The sequence below is a fragment of the Janthinobacterium sp. OK676 genome, assembly GCF_900103595.1.
Taxonomy (GTDB): Bacteria; Pseudomonadota; Gammaproteobacteria; order Burkholderiales; family Burkholderiaceae_D; genus Janthinobacterium.
On record NZ_FNHA01000017.1, the window covers coordinates 1 to 22400 of the forward strand.

The 22400-nt window shown below is 63.4% G+C and carries 16 protein-coding genes; 6 read left to right on the plus strand and 10 right to left on the minus strand.

What is annotated here, in order from left to right:
• Nucleotides 1–281: 281 nt before the first annotated feature.
• From BLU39_RS26155 to BLU39_RS26175, 5 genes are all read right to left on the minus strand, one after another.
• Nucleotides 282–3452 carry an efflux RND transporter permease subunit gene (locus tag BLU39_RS26155; protein ID WP_092718868.1) on the minus strand — a complete coding sequence of 1057 codons (3171 nt, stop codon included), beginning with the start codon at nt 3450–3452 and terminating at the stop codon, nt 282–284.
• Between the two features lie 25 nt (nt 3453–3477).
• A complete protein-coding gene (locus BLU39_RS26160; RefSeq protein ID WP_092718869.1) occupies nt 3478–4683 on the minus strand; it encodes an efflux RND transporter periplasmic adaptor subunit in 1206 nt (401 codons plus the stop codon).
• 10 nt (nt 4684–4693) lie between these two features.
• Nucleotides 4694–5926, minus strand: coding sequence for a TolC family protein (locus tag BLU39_RS26165; RefSeq protein ID WP_139178496.1), 1233 nt, complete (start codon nt 5924–5926; stop codon nt 4694–4696).
• A 91-nt stretch (nt 5927–6017) separates the two neighbouring features.
• A complete protein-coding gene (czcI, locus tag BLU39_RS26170; RefSeq protein WP_092718872.1) occupies nt 6018–6386 on the minus strand; it encodes a cation efflux protein, CzcI family in 369 nt (122 codons plus the stop codon).
• 42 nt (nt 6387–6428) lie between these two features.
• Nucleotides 6429–7976 carry a C13 family peptidase gene (locus BLU39_RS26175; protein ID WP_092718875.1) on the minus strand — a complete coding sequence of 516 codons (1548 nt, stop codon included), beginning with the start codon at nt 7974–7976 and terminating at the stop codon, nt 6429–6431.
• Nucleotides 7977–8161: 185 nt separating this feature from the next.
• Here BLU39_RS26175 and BLU39_RS26180 point away from each other — a divergent pair, with 185 nt between their 5' ends.
• Nucleotides 8162–10108 carry a GAF domain-containing sensor histidine kinase gene (locus BLU39_RS26180; protein ID WP_092718877.1) on the plus strand — a complete coding sequence of 649 codons (1947 nt, stop codon included), beginning with the start codon at nt 8162–8164 and terminating at the stop codon, nt 10106–10108.
• Between the two features lie 160 nt (nt 10109–10268).
• Here the strand turns inward: BLU39_RS26180 and BLU39_RS26185 are convergent, their stop codons facing one another.
• A complete protein-coding gene (locus BLU39_RS26185) occupies nt 10269–11780 on the minus strand; it encodes a DUF3369 domain-containing protein (RefSeq protein WP_092718880.1) in 1512 nt (503 codons plus the stop codon).
• A 434-nt stretch (nt 11781–12214) separates the two neighbouring features.
• Here BLU39_RS26185 and BLU39_RS26190 point away from each other — a divergent pair, with 434 nt between their 5' ends.
• Nucleotides 12215–12718, plus strand: a complete 504-nt coding sequence (locus BLU39_RS26190; RefSeq protein ID WP_092718883.1) for a DUF3016 domain-containing protein — start codon at nt 12215–12217, stop codon at nt 12716–12718.
• A gap of 17 nt (nt 12719–12735) precedes the next feature.
• Here the strand turns inward: BLU39_RS26190 and BLU39_RS26195 are convergent, their stop codons facing one another.
• The 3 genes from BLU39_RS26195 to BLU39_RS26205 all read right to left on the minus strand — a co-directional run bounded on the left by BLU39_RS26195 (nt 12736) and on the right by BLU39_RS26205 (nt 15607).
• Nucleotides 12736–13527 carry a substrate-binding periplasmic protein gene (locus BLU39_RS26195; RefSeq protein ID WP_175539422.1) on the minus strand — a complete coding sequence of 264 codons (792 nt, stop codon included), beginning with the start codon at nt 13525–13527 and terminating at the stop codon, nt 12736–12738.
• 55 nt (nt 13528–13582) lie between these two features.
• On the minus strand, nt 13583–14026 hold the full coding sequence (locus tag BLU39_RS26200; protein ID WP_034753479.1) for a thioesterase family protein: 444 nt from the start codon (nt 14024–14026) through the stop codon (nt 13583–13585).
• 132 nt (nt 14027–14158) lie between these two features.
• Nucleotides 14159–15607 carry a PQQ-dependent sugar dehydrogenase gene (locus BLU39_RS26205; RefSeq protein ID WP_092718889.1) on the minus strand — a complete coding sequence of 483 codons (1449 nt, stop codon included), beginning with the start codon at nt 15605–15607 and terminating at the stop codon, nt 14159–14161.
• Between the two features lie 210 nt (nt 15608–15817).
• On the opposite strand from BLU39_RS26205, the gene BLU39_RS26210 reads away from it, so the two are divergent.
• Both BLU39_RS26210 and BLU39_RS26215 read left to right on the plus strand, forming a co-directional pair.
• Nucleotides 15818–16924 (plus strand): S-(hydroxymethyl)glutathione dehydrogenase/class III alcohol dehydrogenase, encoded by a 1107-nt coding sequence (locus BLU39_RS26210; RefSeq protein ID WP_034753481.1) that lies wholly within the window; start codon nt 15818–15820, stop codon nt 16922–16924.
• Nucleotides 16925–17064: 140 nt separating this feature from the next.
• The gene (locus BLU39_RS26215) at nt 17065–17298 is read left to right on the plus strand and encodes a hypothetical protein (protein ID WP_046682190.1); all 234 of its coding nucleotides are present in this window, start codon (nt 17065–17067) and stop codon (nt 17296–17298) included.
• Nucleotides 17299–17310: 12 nt separating this feature from the next.
• Here the strand turns inward: BLU39_RS26215 and BLU39_RS26220 are convergent, their stop codons facing one another.
• Nucleotides 17311–18315, minus strand: coding sequence for a GlxA family transcriptional regulator (locus BLU39_RS26220; protein ID WP_092718893.1), 1005 nt, complete (start codon nt 18313–18315; stop codon nt 17311–17313).
• A gap of 151 nt (nt 18316–18466) precedes the next feature.
• On the opposite strand from BLU39_RS26220, the gene BLU39_RS26225 reads away from it, so the two are divergent.
• Together BLU39_RS26225 and BLU39_RS26230 are read left to right on the plus strand one after the other, a co-directional pair.
• On the plus strand, nt 18467–21586 hold the full coding sequence (locus BLU39_RS26225; protein ID WP_175539423.1) for a polymer-forming cytoskeletal protein: 3120 nt from the start codon (nt 18467–18469) through the stop codon (nt 21584–21586).
• Nucleotides 21587–21675: 89 nt separating this feature from the next.
• Nucleotides 21676–22374, plus strand: a complete 699-nt coding sequence (locus tag BLU39_RS26230) for a dienelactone hydrolase family protein (RefSeq protein WP_092718900.1) — start codon at nt 21676–21678, stop codon at nt 22372–22374.
• Nucleotides 22375–22400 lie beyond the last annotated feature (26 nt).

Genomic DNA, 22400 nt, shown 5'->3' on the forward strand with positions numbered 1-22400 from the left:
GTGCTCAGGTCGGGAAAAATATTTGATCCGACCTTGCACGCCGCTTGACGGGGATAACAGTATCTACCTCTTGCGGCATACGCCAGCCGGTACAGCAGCGGCAGGGCGTAATCCGACGCCTCCGGTACCAACAATGTGTCGGATTAAGAGTGCCCTGTGGCCACGCTCATCCGACCTGCCTCTTGCGGCATACGCCAGCCGGTACAGCAGCGGCAGGGCGTAGGTCGGATTAGGCCTGAAAGGCCGTAATCCGACGCCACCAGCGCCAACAATGTGTCGGATTAAGAGTGCCCTTCGGCCACGCTCATCCGACCTGCCTCCTCTTCTTTCCTGCGATACGCGAGCCGGTATAACAGCGGCAGCACCAGCAAGGTCAAGGCCGTCGACGATAAAATGCCGCCGATCACCACGGTGGCCAGCGGACGCTGCACTTCGGCGCCCGTGCCCGTGGCAATGGCCATCGGCACGAAACCGAGCGAGGCCACCAGCGCCGTCATCAGGACGGGCCGCAAGCGCGTGATCGCGCCTTCGCGTATCGCATCGTGCAAGGGCATGCCCTGTTCGCGCAGTTGGCGGATGTAGGCGATCATCACGAGGCCGTTCAGCACGGCCACGCCGGACAGGGCGATGAAGCCCACCGCGGCCGAGATCGACATGGGGATGTCGCGCAGCCACAGGGCGACGATGCCGCCCGTCAAGGCGAACGGGATGCCGCTGAACACCAATACGCCATCCTTCACGTTGCCGAACATGGCGAACAGCAAGACGAAGACGAGGGCCAAGGCTACGGGCACCACCAGTTCCAGGCGTTTCGTTGCCGATTGCAGCTGCTCGAATTGACCGCCCCAGCTGGTCCAGTAGCCGGCGGGAATGGCCACTTGCGCTTGCAGCTGCTGCGTTGCTTCCGCAACAAACGAGCCGATATCGCGCCCGCGCACGTTGGCGCTGATGACGATGCGGCGCTTGCCGTCTTCGCGGCTGATCTGGTTCGGTCCCGGCGCCACTTGCAGGCTGGCCACTTCACCGAGCGGGATGAAGCGGGCACGGCCTTCCGCCGCCGCACCCAGGGGCAGGGCGATGGGCAGGCGTTTCAGTTGCTCGAGGTCGCTGCGCAGGCTGTCGGGCAGGCGCACGACGATGTCGAAGCGGCGGTCGCCCTGGAACAGGGTGCCGGCCTCTTGCCCGCCGATGGCCGTGGCGATCGCCGACTGCACGTCGGCGATGTTGAGGCCGTAGCGGGCCGTCTGCTCGCGGTCGATCTGCACCGTCAGCATCGGTAAACCCGTCGTCTGCTCGACCTTCACTTCCGTCGCACCGGGAATCTTGCCCAGCACGCCGGCGATCTTTGCCGCCGTACTGTCGAGGACAAGCATGTCATCGCCGAACAGTTTCACGGCCACGTCGCTGCGCACGCCGGAAATCAGTTCATTGAAGCGCAGCTGGATCGGCTGGGAAAACTCGTAGTTGTTGCCCGGTAAACTGGTGGCCGTCGCTTCGATTTCCGCCAGCAAGCGCTCGCGCGACTTTCCCGGTTCCGGCCATGCATTGCGGGGCTTGAGCATGATGTAGCCATCGGAAATATTCGGCGGCATGGGGTCGGACGCGATCTCGGCCGTACCCGTGCGGGCGAACACGCGCGCGATTTCCTGGTGGTTTGCCATGAGCTTGCTTTCCAGCTGCTGCTGCATGGCCAGCGACTGGCTCAAGCTGGTGCCGGGAATGCGCAGGGCCTGGATGGCGATGTCGCCCTCGTTCAGGCTGGGCACGAATTCGCTGCCCATGCGCGTGGCCAGCAAGCCCGACAGCACGACGGCCACGGCCGCACCCGTCAACACGACGGGCGTGTTGCGCATGACCTTGTCCAGCAGCGGCGCATACCAGCGCTTGGCGGCGCGCATGATGGTATTTTCCTTTTCAGCCACCTTGTCGCCGATGAACAGCGCCACGGCGGCCGGGATGAAGGTGATCGACAGCAGCATGGCGCCCAGCAAGGCAATGACGACCGTCAGGGCCATCGGCGTAAACATCCGTCCTTCCACGCCCGTCAGCGCAAAGATGGGCAGGTACACGACCATGATGATCAACTGGCCGTACAACAGGGGGCGGCGTGCTTCTTGCGATGCGGCAAACACTTCGTGTAAGCGTTCCTGCAAGGTGAGCGGCCGTCCCAGTTTCTGCTGCGCATGGGCCAGGCGGCGTACGCAGTTTTCCACGATCACGACGGCGCCATCGATGATGATGCCGAAGTCCAGCGCCCCCAGACTCATCAGGTTGGCGCTGACATGGTATTGCACCATGCCCGTAAACGTGAACAGCATGGCCAGCGGAATCACCATGGCCGTGATGACGGCCGCCCGGATATTGCCGAGGAAGAGGAACAGGATGGCGATCACCAACACCGCGCCTTCGAGCAGGTTTTTCTTTACCGTATTGATGGCCTTGTCGACGAGTACCGTGCGGTCATACACGGTGACGGCGTGCACGCCTTTGGGCAGGCTGCGGTTGATCTCCACCATCTTTTTATCGACGGCCTGCGAGACGGCGCGGCTGTTCTGCCCGATCAGCATGAAGACCGTGCCGAGCACCACTTCGCGGCCGTTTTCCGTGGCCGCGCCTGTGCGCAGCTCGCGCCCCAGCACCACGTCGGCCACGTCGCGGATGCGGATCGCCACGCCCTGCACGTTGGCGACGACGATGTTGCCGATGTCGCTTTTCGACGCCACCTGGCCCGGCGCGCGTATCAGCAATTGCTCGCCCTGCTTTTCGATGTAGCCGGCGCCCACGTTGCTGTTGTTGCGCTCGAGCGCCGTCACCACGTCTTGCAGGCTGATGCCGTAGGCGGCCAGTTTTTCCGGATACGGCGCCACCTGGTATTGCTTGGCGTAGCCGCCGATGGCATTGATTTCCGTCACGCCCGTGACGTTGCGCAACTGCGGCTTGATGATCCAGTCCTGGATTTCGCGCAAGTCCGTCGGCGTGTACGGCGTGCCGTCCGGCTTTTTCGCCCCAGGTTCCGTTTCCACCGTCCACAGGTAGATTTCGCCGAGGCCCGTGGAAACCGGGCCCATCTTCGGCGTGACGCCGGCAGGCAGGCTTTCCTTGGCTTCCTGCAAGCGCTCGTTGATCATCTGGCGCGCGAAATAAATGTCCGTGCCATCCTTGAAGATTACGGTCACTTGCGACAGGCCATAGCGCGACAGCGAGCGCGTCTGTTCCAGGTTCGGCAAGCCGGCCATGGCCGTCTCGATGGGGAAGGTGACGCGCTGCTCGGTTTCCAGCGGCGAATAGCCGGCGGACTGGGTATTGATTTGCACCTGCACATTGGTGATGTCGGGCACGGCGTCGATGGGCAGCTTTTGATAGCTGTAGATGCCCAGCGCAGCCATGGCGGCCACGGCCAGCATCACCAGCCAGCGCTGGTCGATGGCGAAGCGGATCAAGCGTTCAAACATGATGGTTTCCTTAGCTTTGACGTGATCAGTGTTCGTGGCCGGCAGAATCTTTGCCCAGCTCGGACTTCAGGACAAAACTGCCTTGCGCCGCATAGGGCGTGCCGGCGGCCAGGCCCTGCTTGATGTGCGTCAATGTGCCATCGCTGCGCCCCAGCACCACGGGCGTGGCCTGGTAGCCATCTTTCACCTGCACGAAGACGACGGGCTTGTCTTCCACCGTCTGGATGGCCGTGCTGTGCACGGTGACGGGCGCGTCCGCTTCGCCGGACACCACTTCCACCGTGACGAACAGGCCCGGGCGCCACGCCATGTCGGGGTTCTGCAAGCTGATGCGTGCCTTGGCCGTGCGCGTCTGCTCGCCCAGCAAGGCGCCCACGTAGGTGATCGTGCCTTGCGCGCTGGCGTCGAACGCGGACGCTTTCACTTCCGCCTTGCCTCCCATGCGCACGGTGGCCAGATCTTTCGCCGGCACGGCGATTTCCGCCCACACGGTCGACAGGTCGGAAATGACGAAGATGTTCGCGTCTTCCTTGACGGCTTCGCCCAGGGTGATGTGTTTTTCCAGCACCATGCCGTCGAACGGGGCGCGGATGTCGTAGCGGTTCAGCGGGCCCTTGCTGGTGCCGCTGGCGCCCAGCGCGCTGAGCTTTTGCTGCGCGTTCTGCACGGCGATTTCCGCTTCGCGCCACGCCTGCTGGGCCTGCAGATAATCCTGTTCGGCCGAAATTTTCTCGCGCCACAGTTTTTCTTCACGCTCATACGTGGAGCGGGCCAGCGACAGGCGCCGCTGCGCCGACAGCAGCGCGCTGCGCTGTTCCGACAATTCCGTGCTGGCGATGACGGCCAGCACTTGTCCCTTTTTCACCAGCTGGCCCAGGTCCGCCTGCACGGCTTCCACCACGCCGGCCAGGCGCGGCACGACGTGGGCCGTGCGGTCTTCATTGAAACGGATTTCGCCGGGCAGGGCGACCGTCGTCTTGATGCGGCCCGGTGCGACCGTGGCGATGACGACGCCGGCTGCCTTGCTTTGCGCCGCCGTCAATTCCAGCTTGCCTTCCACTTCTGCGTGGCCGTGTTCGTCTTTCTTTTCCGCATGGGCTTCCGCCTTGACGGCAGGGGCGGGCGGGGCGCTGGACTTGCCGGTGCCGAGGATCAGAAAGGCCAGCACGATGCCGGCTGCCGCGATGGAAGCGATGGCGATTGTCTGTTTTTTGTCGAGTGTGATATTCATGTTGGATTCCTTACAGGGAGGCGGGGGCGCCCAGCAGGCGCTCGATGTCGGCGGCGGCGTGCTGCGCTTCCGTCAGCGCGCGCAGGTATTGGTTTTTAGCTTGCAGCAAGGTGCGCTGGGCATCGAGCACGTCGAGGAAGGCGAACTTGCCGAACTCGAAACCCTTGCTGGCCGCGTCGTAGGCGCTTTGGGCGCCGGGCAAGATGTCGCGGCGCAAGCTTTCCACGTCGAGCCGGGCCGTGGCCAGGCGTTCGGTGGCGGCGGCCACGTCCGTTTGCACGGCGATGCGCGCGGCGGCCAGCTCGTCGCTGGCCTTGTCGCTGCGGCGCAGGGCGTCGAGTTTGTTGCCCGCATTGCGGTCGAACAGGGGCAGCGGCAGGGCCAGGCCGATGATGGCCTGGTTGCGGCCCAGCTCTTCCGAACGCTTCATGCCGATGCTGACGGTGACGTCGGGCGTGGCGCGCCGCTGTTCCACGTCCAGCATGGCTTGCCGCTGGGCCAGCGCGCTTTGCGCCTGGCGCACGGCCGGCGCCTGGGCCACGCGCGCGGCCAGTTCGCTGGCCGGGGGTAGCTCCGGCAAGGTTTCCAGGCGTCCCTCGGCGACACTGAAGCGTGGCGTGGCGTTGCCCCACAGGGCGGCCAGGCGCTTGCGCGCGCCGGCCAGGGTGCTGCGGGCCAGGTTCAGCTCCAGCCGCACGCTCGCTTCGGCGACCCTGGCGCGGGTTTCCTCGACGGGCGAAGCCTTGCCGGCCGTCACTCTACGGGCCGTGATGTCGCTGGCGCGCGCGGCCAAGGCTTGCGCGCTGTCGGCCAGGCGCAAGCCTTCCTGCGCGGCCAGCACGTCGACAAAGGCACTCGTGACGGCGGCGCGCGTGTCGGCTTGCTGCATTGACAGGCCCGCTTGCGCCAGGTCTGCGCCGCGCTGGGCGACGGCGGCGCGCGCCCCCCGTTTGCCGCCTAGTTCGATGAGCTGGTTCAGTTGCACGGTGGTGCTGCGCGTGGCGCGCCGCGTGTCTTCCAGCACGGTTTGCAGTTCCGGATTGGGCAGGGCGCGCGCCTGCTGCAGGGCGCCGCCTTGCGCCGCCAGTTCATGGCGGGCGGCGGACAGGGTGGCGTTGCCGCCTTCTGCCAGCGCCAGCGCGGCGGGCAGGGTCAACGGCGCGGCGGGTTCCACGCTCGATTGCGCGTGGGCAAAGTTGCCGGCCAACAGGCCAGCGGAAAGCAAGAAAATGAATCGGTGCATCGAATTCTCCAAAAACATGGAAAAAAATTCGACGGGACGCGCAGGCTCTCGCCTGGCTTACTGCGAAAAGTGATTGAAACGTCCCGTCGGCCTAGATGGCCGACGACCAGTCAGGGCGCTTGGGAGCGTCCGGGATGTGGGAAGCGTAAAAGAAGGGGGAGGTGTCCGCGTTGACGGAGGCCGTGTCGCCGACGGGCAGGCTGGAGCCGGCCGGCAGCCACGCGTGGCCGATGCCGTGGCAGACGTTGCAGTCGCTGTGCGGCTGGCCTTTTTTCTGCTGGTCCGCCACTTTTTTGTCGCCGGCAGGCTGCTTGTCCGCATCCGCCTTGTGCTGGTGGCTGTGGTGGCCCAGGTGTTGCGCCGCCTTGCCTTCCTCGTGCAGGCAATACGCGCTCGCCGCTGCCCAGGACATCTGGAGCGGAAGCACGAACAGCAGCAAAATGAGGAAGAATCGGCGCATGGTGACGGCTATTGTACAGAAAGAAAGAAGGCCGTGTCGTGCTTAACGCGGCTGGGCGCGCCACGCCTTCAGCTGTGCGGCGATGGCCTTGCCCTGGAACAGCTGCGGCTCGGAATGCTCTTCCGCCTCCATGCCGCCTTCGCGGAAATCGGCCGCTTCGCGCGCCTGCACCAGCACCTTGGCCTTGTCGAAGGCTTCCGCAAAGCCGGCGCTCTTGGGCAAGGCTTCCTTGAAATACGCTTCGCTGAAGTAGGTAAAATCGTTCTGGTCGTCGCAGCCGAACGAGGTGCGGTCGCTGCGCGCGGCCGTGATGATGAGGGTATTGTCGTCTTTTAATGGCGCAATGAAGCCGCCCGCATAGCAGGCCGAGATCACGATGACTTTCCAGCGGATGCCGCTGTGCTTGAGCATGGTGGCCAGCTCCTGCGCGGGCAGGCTGTGCAAGTCCATGCCGTTTTGCGCCAGCGCCAGTTCGTGCTCGGGCGAGCCGTGGCTGGTGAGGAACAGGAACAGGATATCGTTCTGCTTGTCCATCTTCGCGCCCAGGGCGTCGAGGCTGGCGGCGATGCTCGTGCGCGTGGCCATCGGCTGCTGCGCCACCGTGTTGCGGCTGTTGACGAGCATCAATGAGCGGTCCGTGGTGCCGTAATCGCGGTCGAACTGGCGCTGCACGAAGGCCGTTTCGCGGTGGAACACTTCCTGCGCGCCATCGCCGGCCACGCCCAGCAGATACAGATTGATTTTCTTTGCCGCATCGCGCGGCGCGATGCGGGCCAGGGCGCCGTCGAGCAGGGTGCGCTGGTTGTACAGGGCCAGCTCGATATTGTCGCGCGTGAGCTTGTCCAGGGCCGGGTCGTCCAGCTGGCCTTCCGTCCAGTTGCCGCTGTCTTCGCGCCGGCCATCGGCCTGCGCCACGGCGTAACGCAGCACGCCCTTGCCGTCGAACTGGCCATTCTTGAAGCCGCCCCGGTATTCGTCGCCGTCGGCCGTGCGCAGCACGCCGTCACCTTCGAATTTCCAGTCTTTCAGCTCGCCTTCGTAGTGGATGCCGTCGCTGGTGGTGACCCTAGCCTTGCCCTGCACCTGGCCCTGAACGAAGTCGCCTTCGAAGACGGTGCCGTCCGTGTCGGTCAGCTTGCCGGCGCCGTGCGGGCGCCAGTGCTTGAAATGGCCTTCGAAGGTGGCGCCGTCGGCGCCCTGGAAGCGGCCTTGTCCCTCGAAGCTGCCCTTGACGAAGCTGCCCGCATAGATTTCTCCCTTGGGCGAGGTGTAGCGGCCGATGCCGTCGAAGGCGCCCTGGCGGAAGGCGCCCGTGTATTCGACGCCGGACGCCTGGCGCAGCTTGCCCTGGCCGGAAAACACGCCGCGCGCGAAGCCCCCTTCGTAAAACGCGCCACTCGCGTATTCGAGCCGGCCCTGGCCGTGCATCTTGCCATCGACGAGAGGGCCGAAATAGCGCCCGCCATCGGCCGTTTCCGCCGCCGGCGCCTTGGCTGGCGCGGCGCACAGCGGCGGCATGCCCAGCGCGGCAAAGGCCAGCAGGCCGGCGAGGGTGTAGGGGCGAAGCGAGGCGCGTAGCGTGGCGGTCATGAGGACGGTCTGGTCTGTAGGAAGGGGCCTAGTCTGCCACTGTATCGCCAAGGTGGCAAATGCGCGCGTAGTGTGTGTTGCTCTGCCTCAAGGCAAGATTCTGCGTTTTATGCCGTGCCAAGGCGGGGCTGAACTGATAATATTGATTTTCAGAACATATACTTGCACAAGGTACATAGCCACCCATGGAAAGCCGTCTCAGCCGCCTGGAAGCCGTTCAAACCGTGTTGCTGGAAATCGGGCAGCGCTCGAGCACCTGCAGCGATATCAGCGAATTCCTGCAGGCGGTGCATGCGGCGCTGGGGCGCATCATGTATGCCGCGAACTTTTACGTGGCGCTCAGCGACCATGACGACGGCCTCGTGCGCTTTCCCTACTTTGTCGACGAATTCGACGCCGCGCCCGACCCGGACGTGGGCGTGCGCCTGGCCAGCGCCGCGCAGTCGCCCACGGCATGGGTCATCGTCAACCGCAAGCAGCTGGTGATGACGGCCGATGACGACGCCATGCGCGCCATCGGCGGCGGCGCCTGGGGCGGCGGCACGGCGGCCGAGCACTGGATAGGCTGCCCGCTGCTGGACCAGCAGCACCAGGTGCTGGGCGCCATCGTCATCCAGAGCTATGACGCGCAGCACCGCTTCAGCCTGGAAGACCAGGCCCTGTTCGCGCTGATCGCCACGCACGTGTCGAGCGCCCTGCAAGGCATGCAAAGCATGGACCGGCTGGAAAAGGCGGTGCAGGAGCGCACGGCCCTGCTGGCGCACGAAGTGGCCGAGCGGCGCCGCGCGGAAAACCTCCAGCATGCGCTGTATGAAATCGCCAACCTGTCGGCGCAGGCGGCCGACGCGACGACCCTGTACGCGCGCCTGCACGCCATCATCAGCGAACTGGTGACGGCCAAGAATTTCCTCATCGCCCTGTACCACCCGGACAACAAGGACATCACGATCCCGTATTTCGTCGACGAGAAGGATGCGCAGGCGCCCGTCAAGCGCTTTCATTACGGCATCGGCATGAGCTCGTACGTGCTGGCGCGCCGCAAGGCTTGCCTGCTGGACGCCAGCAGCTATGCGGCGCTGGTGGCCAGCGGCGAGATGGACGAGCCGCTGGGCAATGTCGGCATCGCCAGCTGGATGGGCGCGCCCATGCTGCTGGGCGAGCGCAAATATGGCGTGATCATCGTGCAAAGCTACGACGAATCCGTCGTGTATGGCCAGGCGGAACTGGACGTGCTGGCCTTCATGGCCAGCCACGTGGCCGTGGCGATGGCCCGCATCCAGGCCGACAGCGCCATGCGCCAGGCCAAGGAAGCGCTGGAAGAACAGAACGCGGCCCTGAACAGCGCCCTGAGCGCCTTGCAGGAAGCGCAGTCGGAACTGGTGCGCCAGGAAAAGCTGGCGTCCCTGGGGCGCCTGGTGGCGGGCGTGGCGCATGAAATCAATACGCCGCTGGGTATCTGCGTGACGGCCACCAGCCACCTGGTGCAGGAATTGAAACTCACGCGCGAAGACCTGGAAGGCGGCCAGCTCGACGAGGACGGCTTGCGGCAATTCTTCGACATCATCGACCAGACCCTGCGCATCATGACGACGAACACGCAGCGCGCCGCGGCGCTGGTGCGCAGCTTCAAGCAGGTGGCCGTGGACCAGTCCTCGGACGAATTGCGCAGCTTTAACTTGCGCAAATACCTCGATGAAGTCCTGCTGTCGCTGCAGCCCAAGCTGAAAGGCAAACCGGTGAAAGTGGAGATCGATTGTGCGCCCGAAGTGCAGCTGCGCAGCTATCCGGGCGCCGTCTCGCAGATCGTCACGAACATGGTGGTCAATTCACTGGTGCACGGCTTTGCCGAAGGCGAACCGGGCAAGATCAAGCTGTCCGCCAGGACGGTGGGCGAGATGCTGGAACTCGATTACAGCGACGATGGCATGGGCATGGACAGCGCCACCCTGGGCCAGCTGTTCGATCCCTTCTTCACGACCAAGCGGGGCTCGGGCGGCAGCGGACTTGGTGCGCACATCCTGTACAACCTGGTGACGGGACCGCTGGGCGGGACGGTGAAGGTGGTCAGCGCGCCGGGGATGGGATTGCATTACAAGATACGTTTTCCGCTGGAGCCACGTAGGTCGGATTAGCGCTTGCGCGTAATCCGACGCCGGCGGCGGTTTCAATGATGTGTCCTTGAAAACCTAAAAACGGCGGGCCGGATTGGCCCGGAGTGCCCGTGCTGGGGGCTTGGGCCGAAGCCACGTAGGTCGGATTAGCGGCGCAGCCGCGTAATCCGACGTACGCATGCTAATCCGGGAAACGCTGATTCAACGCCAGCGCTTCATCCAGATTCGCAATCAGCAACTCCACATACTGCGGATCGAGGTGGCTGCCGCTCACTTCGCGCAGGTAGCTGACGACGCGCTCGAGTGGCCAGGCGTCCTTGTAGCAGCGCTTGTGCATGAGGGCGTCGAAGACGTCGGCGACGGCGGCGATGCGCGCGTATTTGTGGATGTTTTCGCCCACCAGGCCTTGCGGGTAGCCGCTGCCGTCGTATTTTTCATGGTGCTGGTGGGCGATCACGGCGGCCGCCTTCAACAGCGGACGCTGCGAGCCGTCGAGGATGGACATGCCTACCGTCGGATGCTGCTTCATGATTTCCCACTCTGCCGCATCGAGCTTGCCCGGTTTCAACAGCACGGCGTCGGGCGTGGAAATCTTGCCGATGTCGTGCATGGGCGCCGCGTGGCGCAGCACCATCGTTTCCTCTTCCGACATGCCGGACGCCTGCGCCAGCAGCTGGCACACTTCGGCCATGCGGCGCACGTGGTTGCCGCCTTCGTGCGAGCGCGATTCGACCACGTCGCCCAGGCGCAGGATCAGCTCGGCCTGGGTATCGGTGATTTCCTGCGTCAGCAGGATGTTGTCGAAGGCGATCGCCACGCCCGAGCAGAATACTTCCAGCAATTGCGCGTCGAGGTCGGAGATTTCTTCCACGCCTTTCAAGACCAGCAGCGAGGCCTTGCCGCTGCTGTTGGGGAAATAGCCGACATAGGTGTCGCCATGCAGGCGCGAGATCTTGTTGCTCTTCGCGTCGTCCAGCTGCGACAGCAGGGACGGGCTGAGGATGCCGCCATCGGCTTCATGGTCGCCGATCTGCGCGAGGATTTCATAGTCCTGCTCGCCCGTGATGGCGCTGGCGCCGCGCAGGCGCAGCAGCATGCTCGTTTCCAGGCGCAGCAGGGCGACGACTTGCTGCAGCAGGCCGCTGGCGAAGTCGCGCAGGTTGCGCTGCTTGAAAATGTGCGCCGAGGCGGCGATGACCCGTTCCAGGCCTTCGCGGTAATGGAGCTGTGCCTGGCGCGCTTCTTCCACCTTCATGATGTCGCGGTAGGCGCGCAGGGCGGCAAAGGTGGTGGTGAACAGCTTGGTGCGGTCCAGTTCCGTCTTTTCCTTGTAATCGTTGATGTCGTAGTTGACGATCACCCGCTCTTCCGGCGCCTGGCCCGGCTGGCCCGTGCGCAGCACGATGCGCGTAAACTGGTTGCCCAGGTCTTCGCGCATCCAGCGCGCCACTTCCAGGCCGCTGTCTTCACGCTCCATCACCACGTCGAGGAAGACCAGCGCGATGCCTTCTTCGCGCGCCAGCACCTGCTTGGCTTCGGCGCCGCTGTAGGCGTGCACGAAGCTCAGCGCGCGCCCTTCGAGGCGGAAACGGCTCAGCGTCAGTTTGGTGATGTCGTGAATGTCGGGTTCATCGTCGACGAGCAGGACTTTCCAGGGAGGTAACTTGGGCGATGCTGAAGACAAAAATGACATAAGGACGAGTTCCGCTAAAAGGCATAACTGACGCAATGCTGAGACGCCCGCGCCAGGAATTCCTGTGCGCTCATACCGGCGTTGCGCGTTTTTCGGGCGCATTTTGTCGATTGTAGACTGACAGCTAAGTATTAACAATAAGCAAGAACAATTGACTAAAATCATGTAACACGCGTGCCAAAAAAGCACTTTAAATGCATGCTGCCGACACTATCTATACTTTATCGCTTAGGCAACTATATTTTCAAGACAATACTTTGTTTTAGTTAATATTGCCATGGAATCCGCAAAAAAATACGCTGCTCCGCCTTTCCGACGGCCAGCCGAAAAAGTAACAAGGTATGAATTGAGCGTCACAATCGGCTGGAGCGCGCTATATTGGACATGCATAAGAAGTGGCGCCATGCCACCCATATCTCCTGAAAGGGTACATCATGCAAAAGCAAACGACGCGCGCCTTGATCGCCGGCCTGGCCTTGCTGGCCAGCAGCGCGGCCTGGGCAGGAACCGAAGTGCATTTCAGCAAGCCGGATCAATTCACGGATGTGCCGTTCGATCCGCACGAGCGGGAAGACGTGCTCAAGGAGCTGACCCGGCATTTCGAGAAGCTGGGCGCGGCGCTGCCGCCAGGGCGCACCTTGAAAATCGACGTCACGGACGTGGATCTGGCGGGACGTGAAAATCCTTCCCTGCGTGCGGGCCAGGATATCCGTGTCATGAATGGCCGGGTCGACTGGCCGCGCATGCGCCTGCATTATGTGCTGGAACAGGATGGCAAGGTCATCAGCAGCGGCGACGCGGCCCTGTCCGACATGTCGTACCTGAGCCGTATCAATCCTTACTTCAGCACTGAAAAGTTGCGCTATGAAAAGCTGATGATCGATGACTGGTTTTCCGATACCTTTGGCGTCAAGGTAAAGCGCCATACGCGCAAATAAGCGCCGCTGCGCGGCGTTCAGTGCAGGTAAGCGCCTTCGATGCGCGCCAGCTCGCCGTTCTGCCGCATGGCGAGCAGGGCGGCATTCATCTTCTCGATGAAATCGGCCTTGTAGACGGGCGTGTTGCGCGCGCTGTAGGCGATGTAGGTGGCTTCGGACGACAGTTCCAGCACTTCGTGTAGTTGAAAGCCGTAGCGGGCCAGTTCGCCTTGCAGCTGGCGCGCCGTATGGCGTGCCGCGCCGCGGTCGCTGGCGTAGCAATCGATGCGCCGCAGCGCCAGTTTCTTCAGGTTCGCTTCATTGCCCTTGGCCGCTTCCAGGCGCAGCAGTCCCTGGCGGGCGGGTGCCATCAGCTTTTCCGACAATAAAAACCCTGTGTTGACGCCGATGGTCAGGCCCGCAAAGTCGGCGGGGAAATGCGTGCGCGGCGTGCGCATGACGGCGTCATGGCAGAACAGCACCACCGATTCGCGGTGCAGCATGGCCGAATACGGCTCCACGTACGAGCGTTCCGCCTTGCGCCCCGGTGGAAACAGGCCGAAAACCTGGCCCTTTTCCAGCGCGTCGAGCCCCCGTTTCCAGGGGCGCGGCTGCAATTCCAGCCGGTAGCCGGGCATCGCGTCGGCCGCCTGGCGCAGGATGTCGATATACATGCCCTTGAACACGCCGCTTTCCACATAACTGTACGGCGCGTAGTCGTCGTCGCCGTACAGGATGACGGTCTGCGGCGTGGCCAGGGCGGGCGGCAAGGTGCCCAGCAGCGCCAGGGCCAGGGCCAGGCATCGTCTTGCCGTAATTGCTGATTGCATGCCGCTCCACATTCAATGTCTTCCTGGCAAGCATACAGCATCGCGGCATGGCGAGCTAATCGATCCAGTTCACCTGTGGGAACTTGCTGCCAAATTCTTCCGGCATGGGCACGACCTGGCTGCGCTTGTAGTTGAAAAAGACAAAGCCGGACTTGGCCATCGCGATCAGGGTGTTGTCGCGCGGACGCGTGATGCGGAAAGTGATGTCGCCGCCATATTTATTGAAATCCATCACGCCCACTTCGAACAGCAGCTGGTCGCGCGCATGGGCTTCGGCGCGGTAGGTGGTGGCCAGGTCGGTGACGATGATGCCGGTGCCGTCCGCTTCGATGTCGCGCACGCCATATTCGAACAGGAAGCGGGCGCGCGCCTCGGAAATCATGGAAATCATGGAATCGTTGCCGAGATGGTTGCCGGCATTGATGTCCGTCGTGCGTACCGTCAGTTGCGAGGAATAGCAGTACTGGTCTTCGGGAAATTCAAGTTTCAAACGGGCCATGGTGTTCTCTTGAGCTGGGCGCAGGGCGCGACGGAAAAAACCAATTCTAGCCGGTTCCCCGCGCCCCGTCGAAAAACACCCTCTGCCGCGTGCGCGGGTCCGCTGCACTGACGCATGTCTGGTTGCGTACGCTTATTGACGGACAATGCGGTACACCTTGCCCGTGCCGCTCAGCATGTACAGCTCGTTTTGCGCATCCTGGCCGAACGACAGGATATTGCCCACGTTTGCGATGCCCCAGTCTTTCACGGCCGATGCCGTGCCATTGCTGTAGCTGAAGCTTTTCAGCCAGGCGCTGCAGTAGTCGGAGAACAGGTACTGCCCCGCCAGTTCCGGCATGGCCGTGCCGCGGTACACATAGCCGCCCGTGATCGAGCAGCCGCCGGCCGTATCGTGGCCGTATTCGATGGCCGGCAAGACCAGTCCCGCCTGGCTGCAACCTGGGCTGTTGTAGCACTGCGTGCCTTCCATGATGTTCCAGCCATAGTTGTTGCCCGCCTGCCCCACGGGGCGCACGTCGATTTCTTCCAGGTTGGCCTGGCCCACGTCGGCGATGTACAGCAACTGGGCCGGCACGTCGAAGGCGTAGCGCCACGGGTTGCGCAAGCCGTAGGCCCAGATTTCAGGGCGGCCGCCCGCCGTGGTAAACGGGTTGCCGGATGGGATGGCGTACGGCTGGGCCACCGTGCTGGCGCTGACGTCCAGGCGCAGCAGCTTTCCTAACAGCACATTCGTGTTTTGCGCATTGCGGGGCGGGTCGCCCGCGCCGCCGCCGTCGCCCGTGCCCGCATACAGATAGCCGTCCGGGCCAAAGCTGAGCAGGCCGCCGTAGTGGTTGCTGAACGTGGGGTGGGGAATCGTGAGGATGGTCAGCGCGGACAGGGGATCGGCCACGTTGGCGTTGCCGGCCGACACTTGGCGGCGCTCGATGACGATATTGCCGGCCAGGTCGGTGTAATACAGGAAGAAATAGCCATTGCTGGCGTATTGCGGATGGAAGGCCATCGACAGCAAACCCCGTTCGCCGCTGGTGCTGGTGAGCGTACTGATGTCGAGGAAAGGTGCGGCCAGCAGATTGCCGTTCTGCACCACGCGGATGCGGCCGGCCCGTTCGAGGATGAACAAACGGCTGTCGCCGGGCGGCGCCGTGAGGAAGATGGGCACGCTCAAGCCGCTGGCTACTTCCTGCAGGCCCAGGGCCAGCGGCGTGGCTGCCGCATACAGGACGCTGGCGCTGGCCGTCGCTCCCGCATTGACTTGCGCCTGCTGCGTGACGGGCGTGGGCGCCAAGGTCCCCGTGCCTTGCGCCACGCTGGCCGCGCTGATCGTGTAGGCGCCGGGCGCCAGGTCCGTCAAGGTGCTGCTTGCCGTCAATGTCTTGCTGTACGACGCAGGTCCCGTGACCGTGACGGCGCCCGCCACGCCGGCCGGCAAGCCGCCGATGGTGAGCGCCAGGCTGCCGGTGGTGGTACCGGGCGCTGGATCGTCATCGCCGCCGCCACAGGCGGACAGCAGGGCCAAACAGCATGCCAGCAGCAGGGCCAGCCAGGCTCGGGGAGAGCGGGAAAGGATATGGCGCATGTCAGTCTCCTGCGGGAACGGCGCAACGGCGACTCGAGGGAGCCTGTGCCAAGAATGCGCGTCTTGCTGCCTGCAGGTTTGTGCTGGCGCAAACGTGCGGCGCCATCGGACAAATGCGCCGCGTTTTCAGACAAGCGCGGAGCCAGCTGCGCCACCGCATTCGTAGCGGCCCGATAATGGCGCATCTGAAACCCAGCAGGAATGATACCCATGAAAACCAAAGCCGCGATTGCCTGGAAGGCGGGCGCCCCGCTGACCATCGAAGAAGTCGACCTGGCCGGCCCGCGCGCCGGCGAAGTGCTGGTCGAGCTGAAAGCCACGGGCATTTGCCATACCGATTACTACACCCTGTCCGGCGCCGATCCGGAAGGCATTTTTCCTGCCATCCTCGGCCATGAAGGGGCCGGCGTCGTCGTCGACGTCGGCCCGGGCGTGACGACCCTGAAAAAGGACGACCACGTCATCCCGCTGTACACGCCGGAATGCCGCCAGTGCAAGTTCTGCCTGTCGCAAAAGACGAATCTGTGCCAGGCCATCCGGTCCACGCAGGGCCGCGGCCTGATGCCGGATGCGACCTCGCGTTTTTCCCTGAACGGCCAGCCGCTGTTCCACTACATGGGCACGTCCACGTTCTCGAACTACATCGTCGTGCCGGAAATTGCCCTCGCAAAAATCCGTTCCGATGCGCCGTTCGACAAGGTCTGCTACATCGGCTGCGGCGTCACCACCGGCGTGGGCGCCGTCCTGTTCTCGGCCAAGGTGGAAGCGGGCGCCAACGTGGCCGTGTTCGGCCTGGGCGGCATCGGCCTGAACGTGATCCAGGCGGCCAAGATGGTCGGCGCCGACAAGATCATCGGCATCGACATCAACCCGGCGCGCCAGGCCATCGCCCGCAAGTTCGGCATGACCCACTTTATCAATCCGAACGAAGTGGAAAACGTCGTCGACGCCATCGTGCAGCTGACGGACGGCGGCGCCGATTATTCTTTCGAATGCGTGGGCAACACGACCCTGATGCGCCAGGCGCTCGAGTGCACGCACAAGGGCTGGGGCAAATCGTTCATCATCGGCGTGGCGGCGGCCGGGCAGGAAATTTCCACCCGCCCATTCCAGCTGGTGACGGGGCGCGAATGGCGCGGTTCGGCCTTCGGCGGCGCGCGGGGGCGCACGGACGTGCCGAAGATCGTCGACTGGTATATGGAAGGCAAGCTCAATATCGACGACCTGATCACGCACCGCTTGCCGCTCGAACGCATCAATGAGGGCTTCGACCTGATGAAGAGCGGCGAATCGATCCGTTCCGTGGTCCTGTATTAATCGTATTGTATTAATCCTATCATCCTATCGGACTGTACTCATTGCGCAACACATGACGGACGGGGCAGGGCGGCAGGCTGTACTTCGCCGCCTGCCCCTGCTAGGGTGTAGACATCACCGCCTTGCTTTGGGAGCCGTTCATGTTTGCCACTGCCTATCTCGCGACCTTGCGCCGCATGCTGCCCGTCTTCCTTGGCGCGGCCCTGTCTTCCCTGCTCGCCTTGTGGTGGAGCAATGCCGCCATCCTTGCCACGCCCGCCATCTGGCTGGCGTTGCTGGCCACCTATCTGCTGTGCGCGCTGATGTTTACGCCGCTGGCCTGGCACCGCCAGCAGCTGGCCACGCGCCACGTGCGCACCAACAAGTCGCGCTGAGCTTCCCTGCGCCTAGCGCGCCGTGCTGGAAAAGCGCTCGCGATAATCGCGCGGCGTGATGGCGAGCTTCTTTTGAAACAGGCGGCGCAGCCTGTCCTCGCTATGCAAGCCCGCCTGTACGGCCACCTGTTTTAAGGAAGACACATTGTCCTCCAGTAAACGGCGCGCCACTTCGAAGCGGGCCGTGTCGATGAATTCCGTGGGGCTGGTCCCCGTTTCGCGCTGGAACACGCGCGTAAAATTGCGTTCGCTCATGGCCAGCCTGGCCGCCAGCAGCGGCACGGTGAGTTCTTCGGCAAGATGCTCCATGATCCAGCCCTGCAACTGGCGGATGGTCGGATGCGTCGTCATCTGGCTCGACAGGTGCACGGAAAACTGCGACTGGCCGCCGGGCCGCTTCAAATACACGACCAGGTCGCGCGCCACTTCCAGTGCGATATCGCGGCTGAAATCGTCTTCCACCAGGGCCAGCGCCAGGTCGATGCCGGCCGTCACGCCGGCGGATGTCCAGAATTTCCCTTCCCGCACGAAAATCGCATCGGCATTGACCTGTATCAATGGGTACCGCTGGCGCAGGCTGTCCACGGCACTCCAGTGCGTGGCGGCGCTCTTGCCGTCGAGTACGCCGGCTTCGGCCAGGAAGAAGCAGCCCGTGCACAGGGCCGCCAGCGTGTCGATGCGGGGCGCCGCCTCGGCCACCCAGGCGGCGAGGGCGGGGATGTCCTGCAAGACTTGCTCGACGTGGTGGCAGCCGACGATGACGGCCAGGTCGGGCAGGCGGCTGGCATCGAGCGCCTTGCTCGCGTGCAGCGACATCAGCGTGTCGGACTCGACCGGGCCGATGGCCGTCGAGGCGATGCGCACGTCGTAGCCGCCGGGCAGGTTGCGCAGGCGCAAATGGGTGTTGGCGTAGTCAAACACCTTCATGGCGCCGATGGCTTCGAGCGCCTTGAAGCCGGGATAGACGATGATGTCGACGGTGCGCAAGGGGAATTCTTTGGGGCTGTGCTTGATCATGCGATATGCGCGAGGGTGAAAAATACTGCCATAATGCAATAACAGCGAGGACATAGATTAGCATGGAATAAGCCACGCGCCCGCTGTCTTCCCATTCATCGAATTCCTGGATATCGTGCGCTTACTTCCCTTTTTTGTCTCCCTGACACTGTTGCTATGCTCAACTTTTGCCCAGGCGGCCACGCTCAATTTCAACGGCGGCGCCGTCAGCGGCTGTACCTTGCCAGCATCAAGCACCCAATACACTTGCCCCAGCCTGATCATGGGCAGCACCGACAATGTCGTCATCGCCAGCGGCTATGGTGTGACGGTCAACAGCGACGTGACCATCGGCTATAACCAGGGCTTGAGCATGAGCGGCACGGCCGCCCTGACGGCCAACCGGAATATCGACATCAGCAATGTCAATCCGCCCAGCCTGAAGATCACGGGCGGCAGCCTGACGGCCAAAGGCGGCAATTTCAATACAGGGTCGCAGGGCGGCACGGTGATCGTGGCCGATATCTCGGCGGCTTCCGTCTCTCTGGGCGGTACGCCCGTCAAGGTGACGGGCAATATTACGGCCACGGGCAATATCGACATTTCCTCCGGCTCGACGCTGAACGGCGCCATCAGCGGCGGCTCGGTCAGCAGCAACTCTAACGTCACGATCAGCGGCAGCGTGAAAGCCAGCGGCAGCGTCAGCATCGGATCAAGCTCGACCATAACGGGGCCCATCAACGGCGCAAGCATCACTACCAGTTCCAAGGTCACGATCGCGGGCGACGTGACGGCCGTCAACTCCTTCAGCCTCGGTTCTGGCAGTAATCTGAAAGGCACGACGAAGGCGCCCGTCGTCAGCATCGACGCGTCCAGCAGCCAGGTGCAGGGCGATATTACGGCCAATACCTCGCTGACTGTTGGTTCCGGCAGTCAGATCAAAGGTGACCTGATATCGCCGACGATGGAATTGCAGTCGGCCGGCATCATCGTGACGGGCGATGTCAAGGCCAGCAAATCGCTGGTCATCGGTTCGAGCACGGTGGTCACGGGTGATGTTGACGCCGGTGAGGTATCTCTTGCGGCAACAAAATCTTATATTGGCGGCAATGCCTTGGTGGACCACATCACGCTGGAATGGGATACCCGCGTGTATCAAACCATTACCTGCAGAGCCTACACGCCAGCCAACCCCTGCAGCTGCGTGACGAACAACAGCGGCTACCCCGTTGGCAGCGTGAGCGGCCCGAAATGCGGCCCCGCCACCCCGACCGGGCCTCATCATTTCCAGATCGATCATTCGGGCAATGCCCTGACGTGCGCACCGCAGACGGTAACGGTGACGGCATGCGCGGATGCCGCCTGCAGCGCCAGGTACACAGGCGGCGCGAGTGTCACTGTCAGTCCTGGCGGCGCGACGACGCAGATCGGCAGTAGCGGCGTGGCGACGGCCAGCGTGCGCCAGTACACTGTCGGTACGGCCGCCCTGGGCCTGACGAGCGTGCCCGTCGCCACGGACCCGCTCGTATGCAAGCGCGCGTCGGACAACAGCCGCAGCTGCGACATGAGCTTTGCGGCGACAGGCTTGACGGTTACTCCCGTCAATCACAATTCCGCCGTGGCCACGGCATTCAAAATCAGCGCCTTGCAAGACAAACCGAACGAGCAAGCCTGCGTGCCTCTGTTTGCGAATGCCAGCAAGGATCTGACCCTCAGTTGCAGCTACAGCAATCCCTCCACCGGCACCTTGCCGGTCCTGGTCAAAGGGACGGGGACCTTCGTTCCATTGGCCGCGAGCACCGGCAGCGCGTGCAGTGCGACGGGCCAGTCCGTCAACCTGGCATTCGATAACGCTGGCGTTGCCACGGCAACCATGTCTTATGCCGACGTGGGCAAGCTGACGTTGACGGCGAAATATGAATCGGCCAGCGGCGATGACAAGGGCTTGAAGATGCAAGGCAGCGGCACCGTGGTGGTCGCTCCATACAATTTTGTTTTCAGTGCGATCGCCACGCCACAGCGTGCGGGCCTGGCCGTGACGGGCGTGCCGTCGGCAACGGCGGTTAACGTATCTGCACGGAACTTTTTGAATGCAGTCGCACCCAACTTTGGCCGGGAATCGACGCCGCCAACCGTGCTGCTGGGACGTACTGTCGTCGAACCCACGTTTGCCGGCCACGCCGAGCCGTCGGCCGATGGCGGCCTGGACTTCAACGGGGGTGTCCTGAGCGCTACGGGCATGAGCTGGAAGGAAGTGGGATCTGTTCAATTTACGGCCAGTCTGATCAACTACCTGGGATGGCAGCTGCCTGCCGTTAACGGTGTCGTTCCACCGCTGGCAAGCGGCACGAGTGGCCAGGTGCAGTTCATCCCGCATCACTTCATCACGGAACTGATCAAAAAGGATGACGGTGACAAGCCGGCCGCCGCCAACGGCATCGCCACGCCGTGCGCTGCGCCGCTCACCTGCGCCAATGACGGGGAAAAAGGCCGCTACGCTTACTCGGGGCAGGCGATAGGCGTGCGCGTGACGGCGCGCGCCTTTGGCGAGACGACGACCCAAAATTATGACGAGCTCAATCCGAGCGTCCTGGCGCCCGTGCTGCTCGAAGGCCTGGATGCGGCCACGGGCACGATTTCCTTTCCGCCGAGCACCTCCGATGGCAGCAGCCGCCTCACCGATGGCAGCAAGGCACAAGTCACCATCACCAGCGTGGCGCCCGCGAAATTCACCCTCGGCGTTGCCTCGCCCATGGTCGCCTACCGTTTTCCAGGCAAGGCAGGCGTACCCGTGAAGGTGGCGCCCACCGACGTGCGCTTGCGCGCCAGCAGCACCTATCCCGGCGGCGCCGTCGTCAGCTCAATCTCGCCATTGATACAGAACGAGGCACGGATGACTGTGCTGTCGGGGCAATGGCAGGTAGCCCACGGCTATGGCTCCGAATTGCTGCCCCTTAAACTGGCCGTGCAAGTGCAGTACTGGAATGGCAAGAAATGGACCACGAATCTGCTCGACAGTATCAGCGCGTTCAACAAGTCGGACATGGTGTTGGCCAATTGCAAGAAGACGCTGGACTGCAGCAAGCTGGCCGTTGATGACCGGACCTATACCGTCGCTCAAGGGGCGCTGCCGCAAATCAATCTCCTGACCTTGCTGGCGCCCGGCGCCGGCAAGGCCGGCAGCGTGGACGTTTCCGTTGGCAACCATCCCTACCTGGGCAGCACGGTGGGCGTCGCCGTCTTTGGCATCCTCAGATCGGGCCCCGTGATTTACCTGCGCGAGATCTATTAGCCTGGACCAAGGGCAGGCGCAGAAAGGCGGAAAAACCAGTAACATGGCTGGCTGTGGCATTCCCCCCCAACCTCAGACTGGAGTTTTCTATGAGCACAACTTCGCAGTGGATCGATATCGCCGGCCCGGACGGCACCTTCCAGGCTTACCTGGCCGTGCCGCACGTGGGCAAGGGCCCCGCCATCATCCTGTTGCAGGAAATTTTCGGCGTAAACGAGCACATCCGCGCCGTGGCCGACCAGTACGCGGCCGATGGCTACGTGGTGCTGGTGCCCGACCTGTTCTGGCGCGCCGGCGCGCATATCGAACTGGGCTATGACGCGGACGGCTGGAAGCGCGCCGTCGAACTGATGCAGGCCACCGACAACCCGCATGCCGACGCCGATATCGCCGCCACCGTCGCCGTCCTGCGCGCGCGCCCTGAAGTGACGGGCAAGCTGGCCTCCGTCGGCTATTGCTTCGGCGGCCGTCTGTCGTACCAGGCAGCCGCGGCCGGCCTGGTTGACGTGGCCATCGCCTATTACGGCGGCGGCATCCAGAACAAGCTGGACCTGGCCGACCAGATCAAGGTGCCGCTGCTCATGCATTTCGGCGGCCAGGACAGCCATATCCCGCCGGAAGCCGTGCAAAAGATCGCCGAGCGCTTCGAAGACCGGCAAGATGTGGAAATCCATATCTACCCGGGTGCCGAGCACGGTTTCAACTGCACCCATCGCGACAGCTACCAGCAGCGCGCCGCCGCCCAGGCACATGGCAATTCGCTGATTTTCCTGGCAGAAAATCTGTAAGACTGCCTCGCCAGACTGGCCGGCCG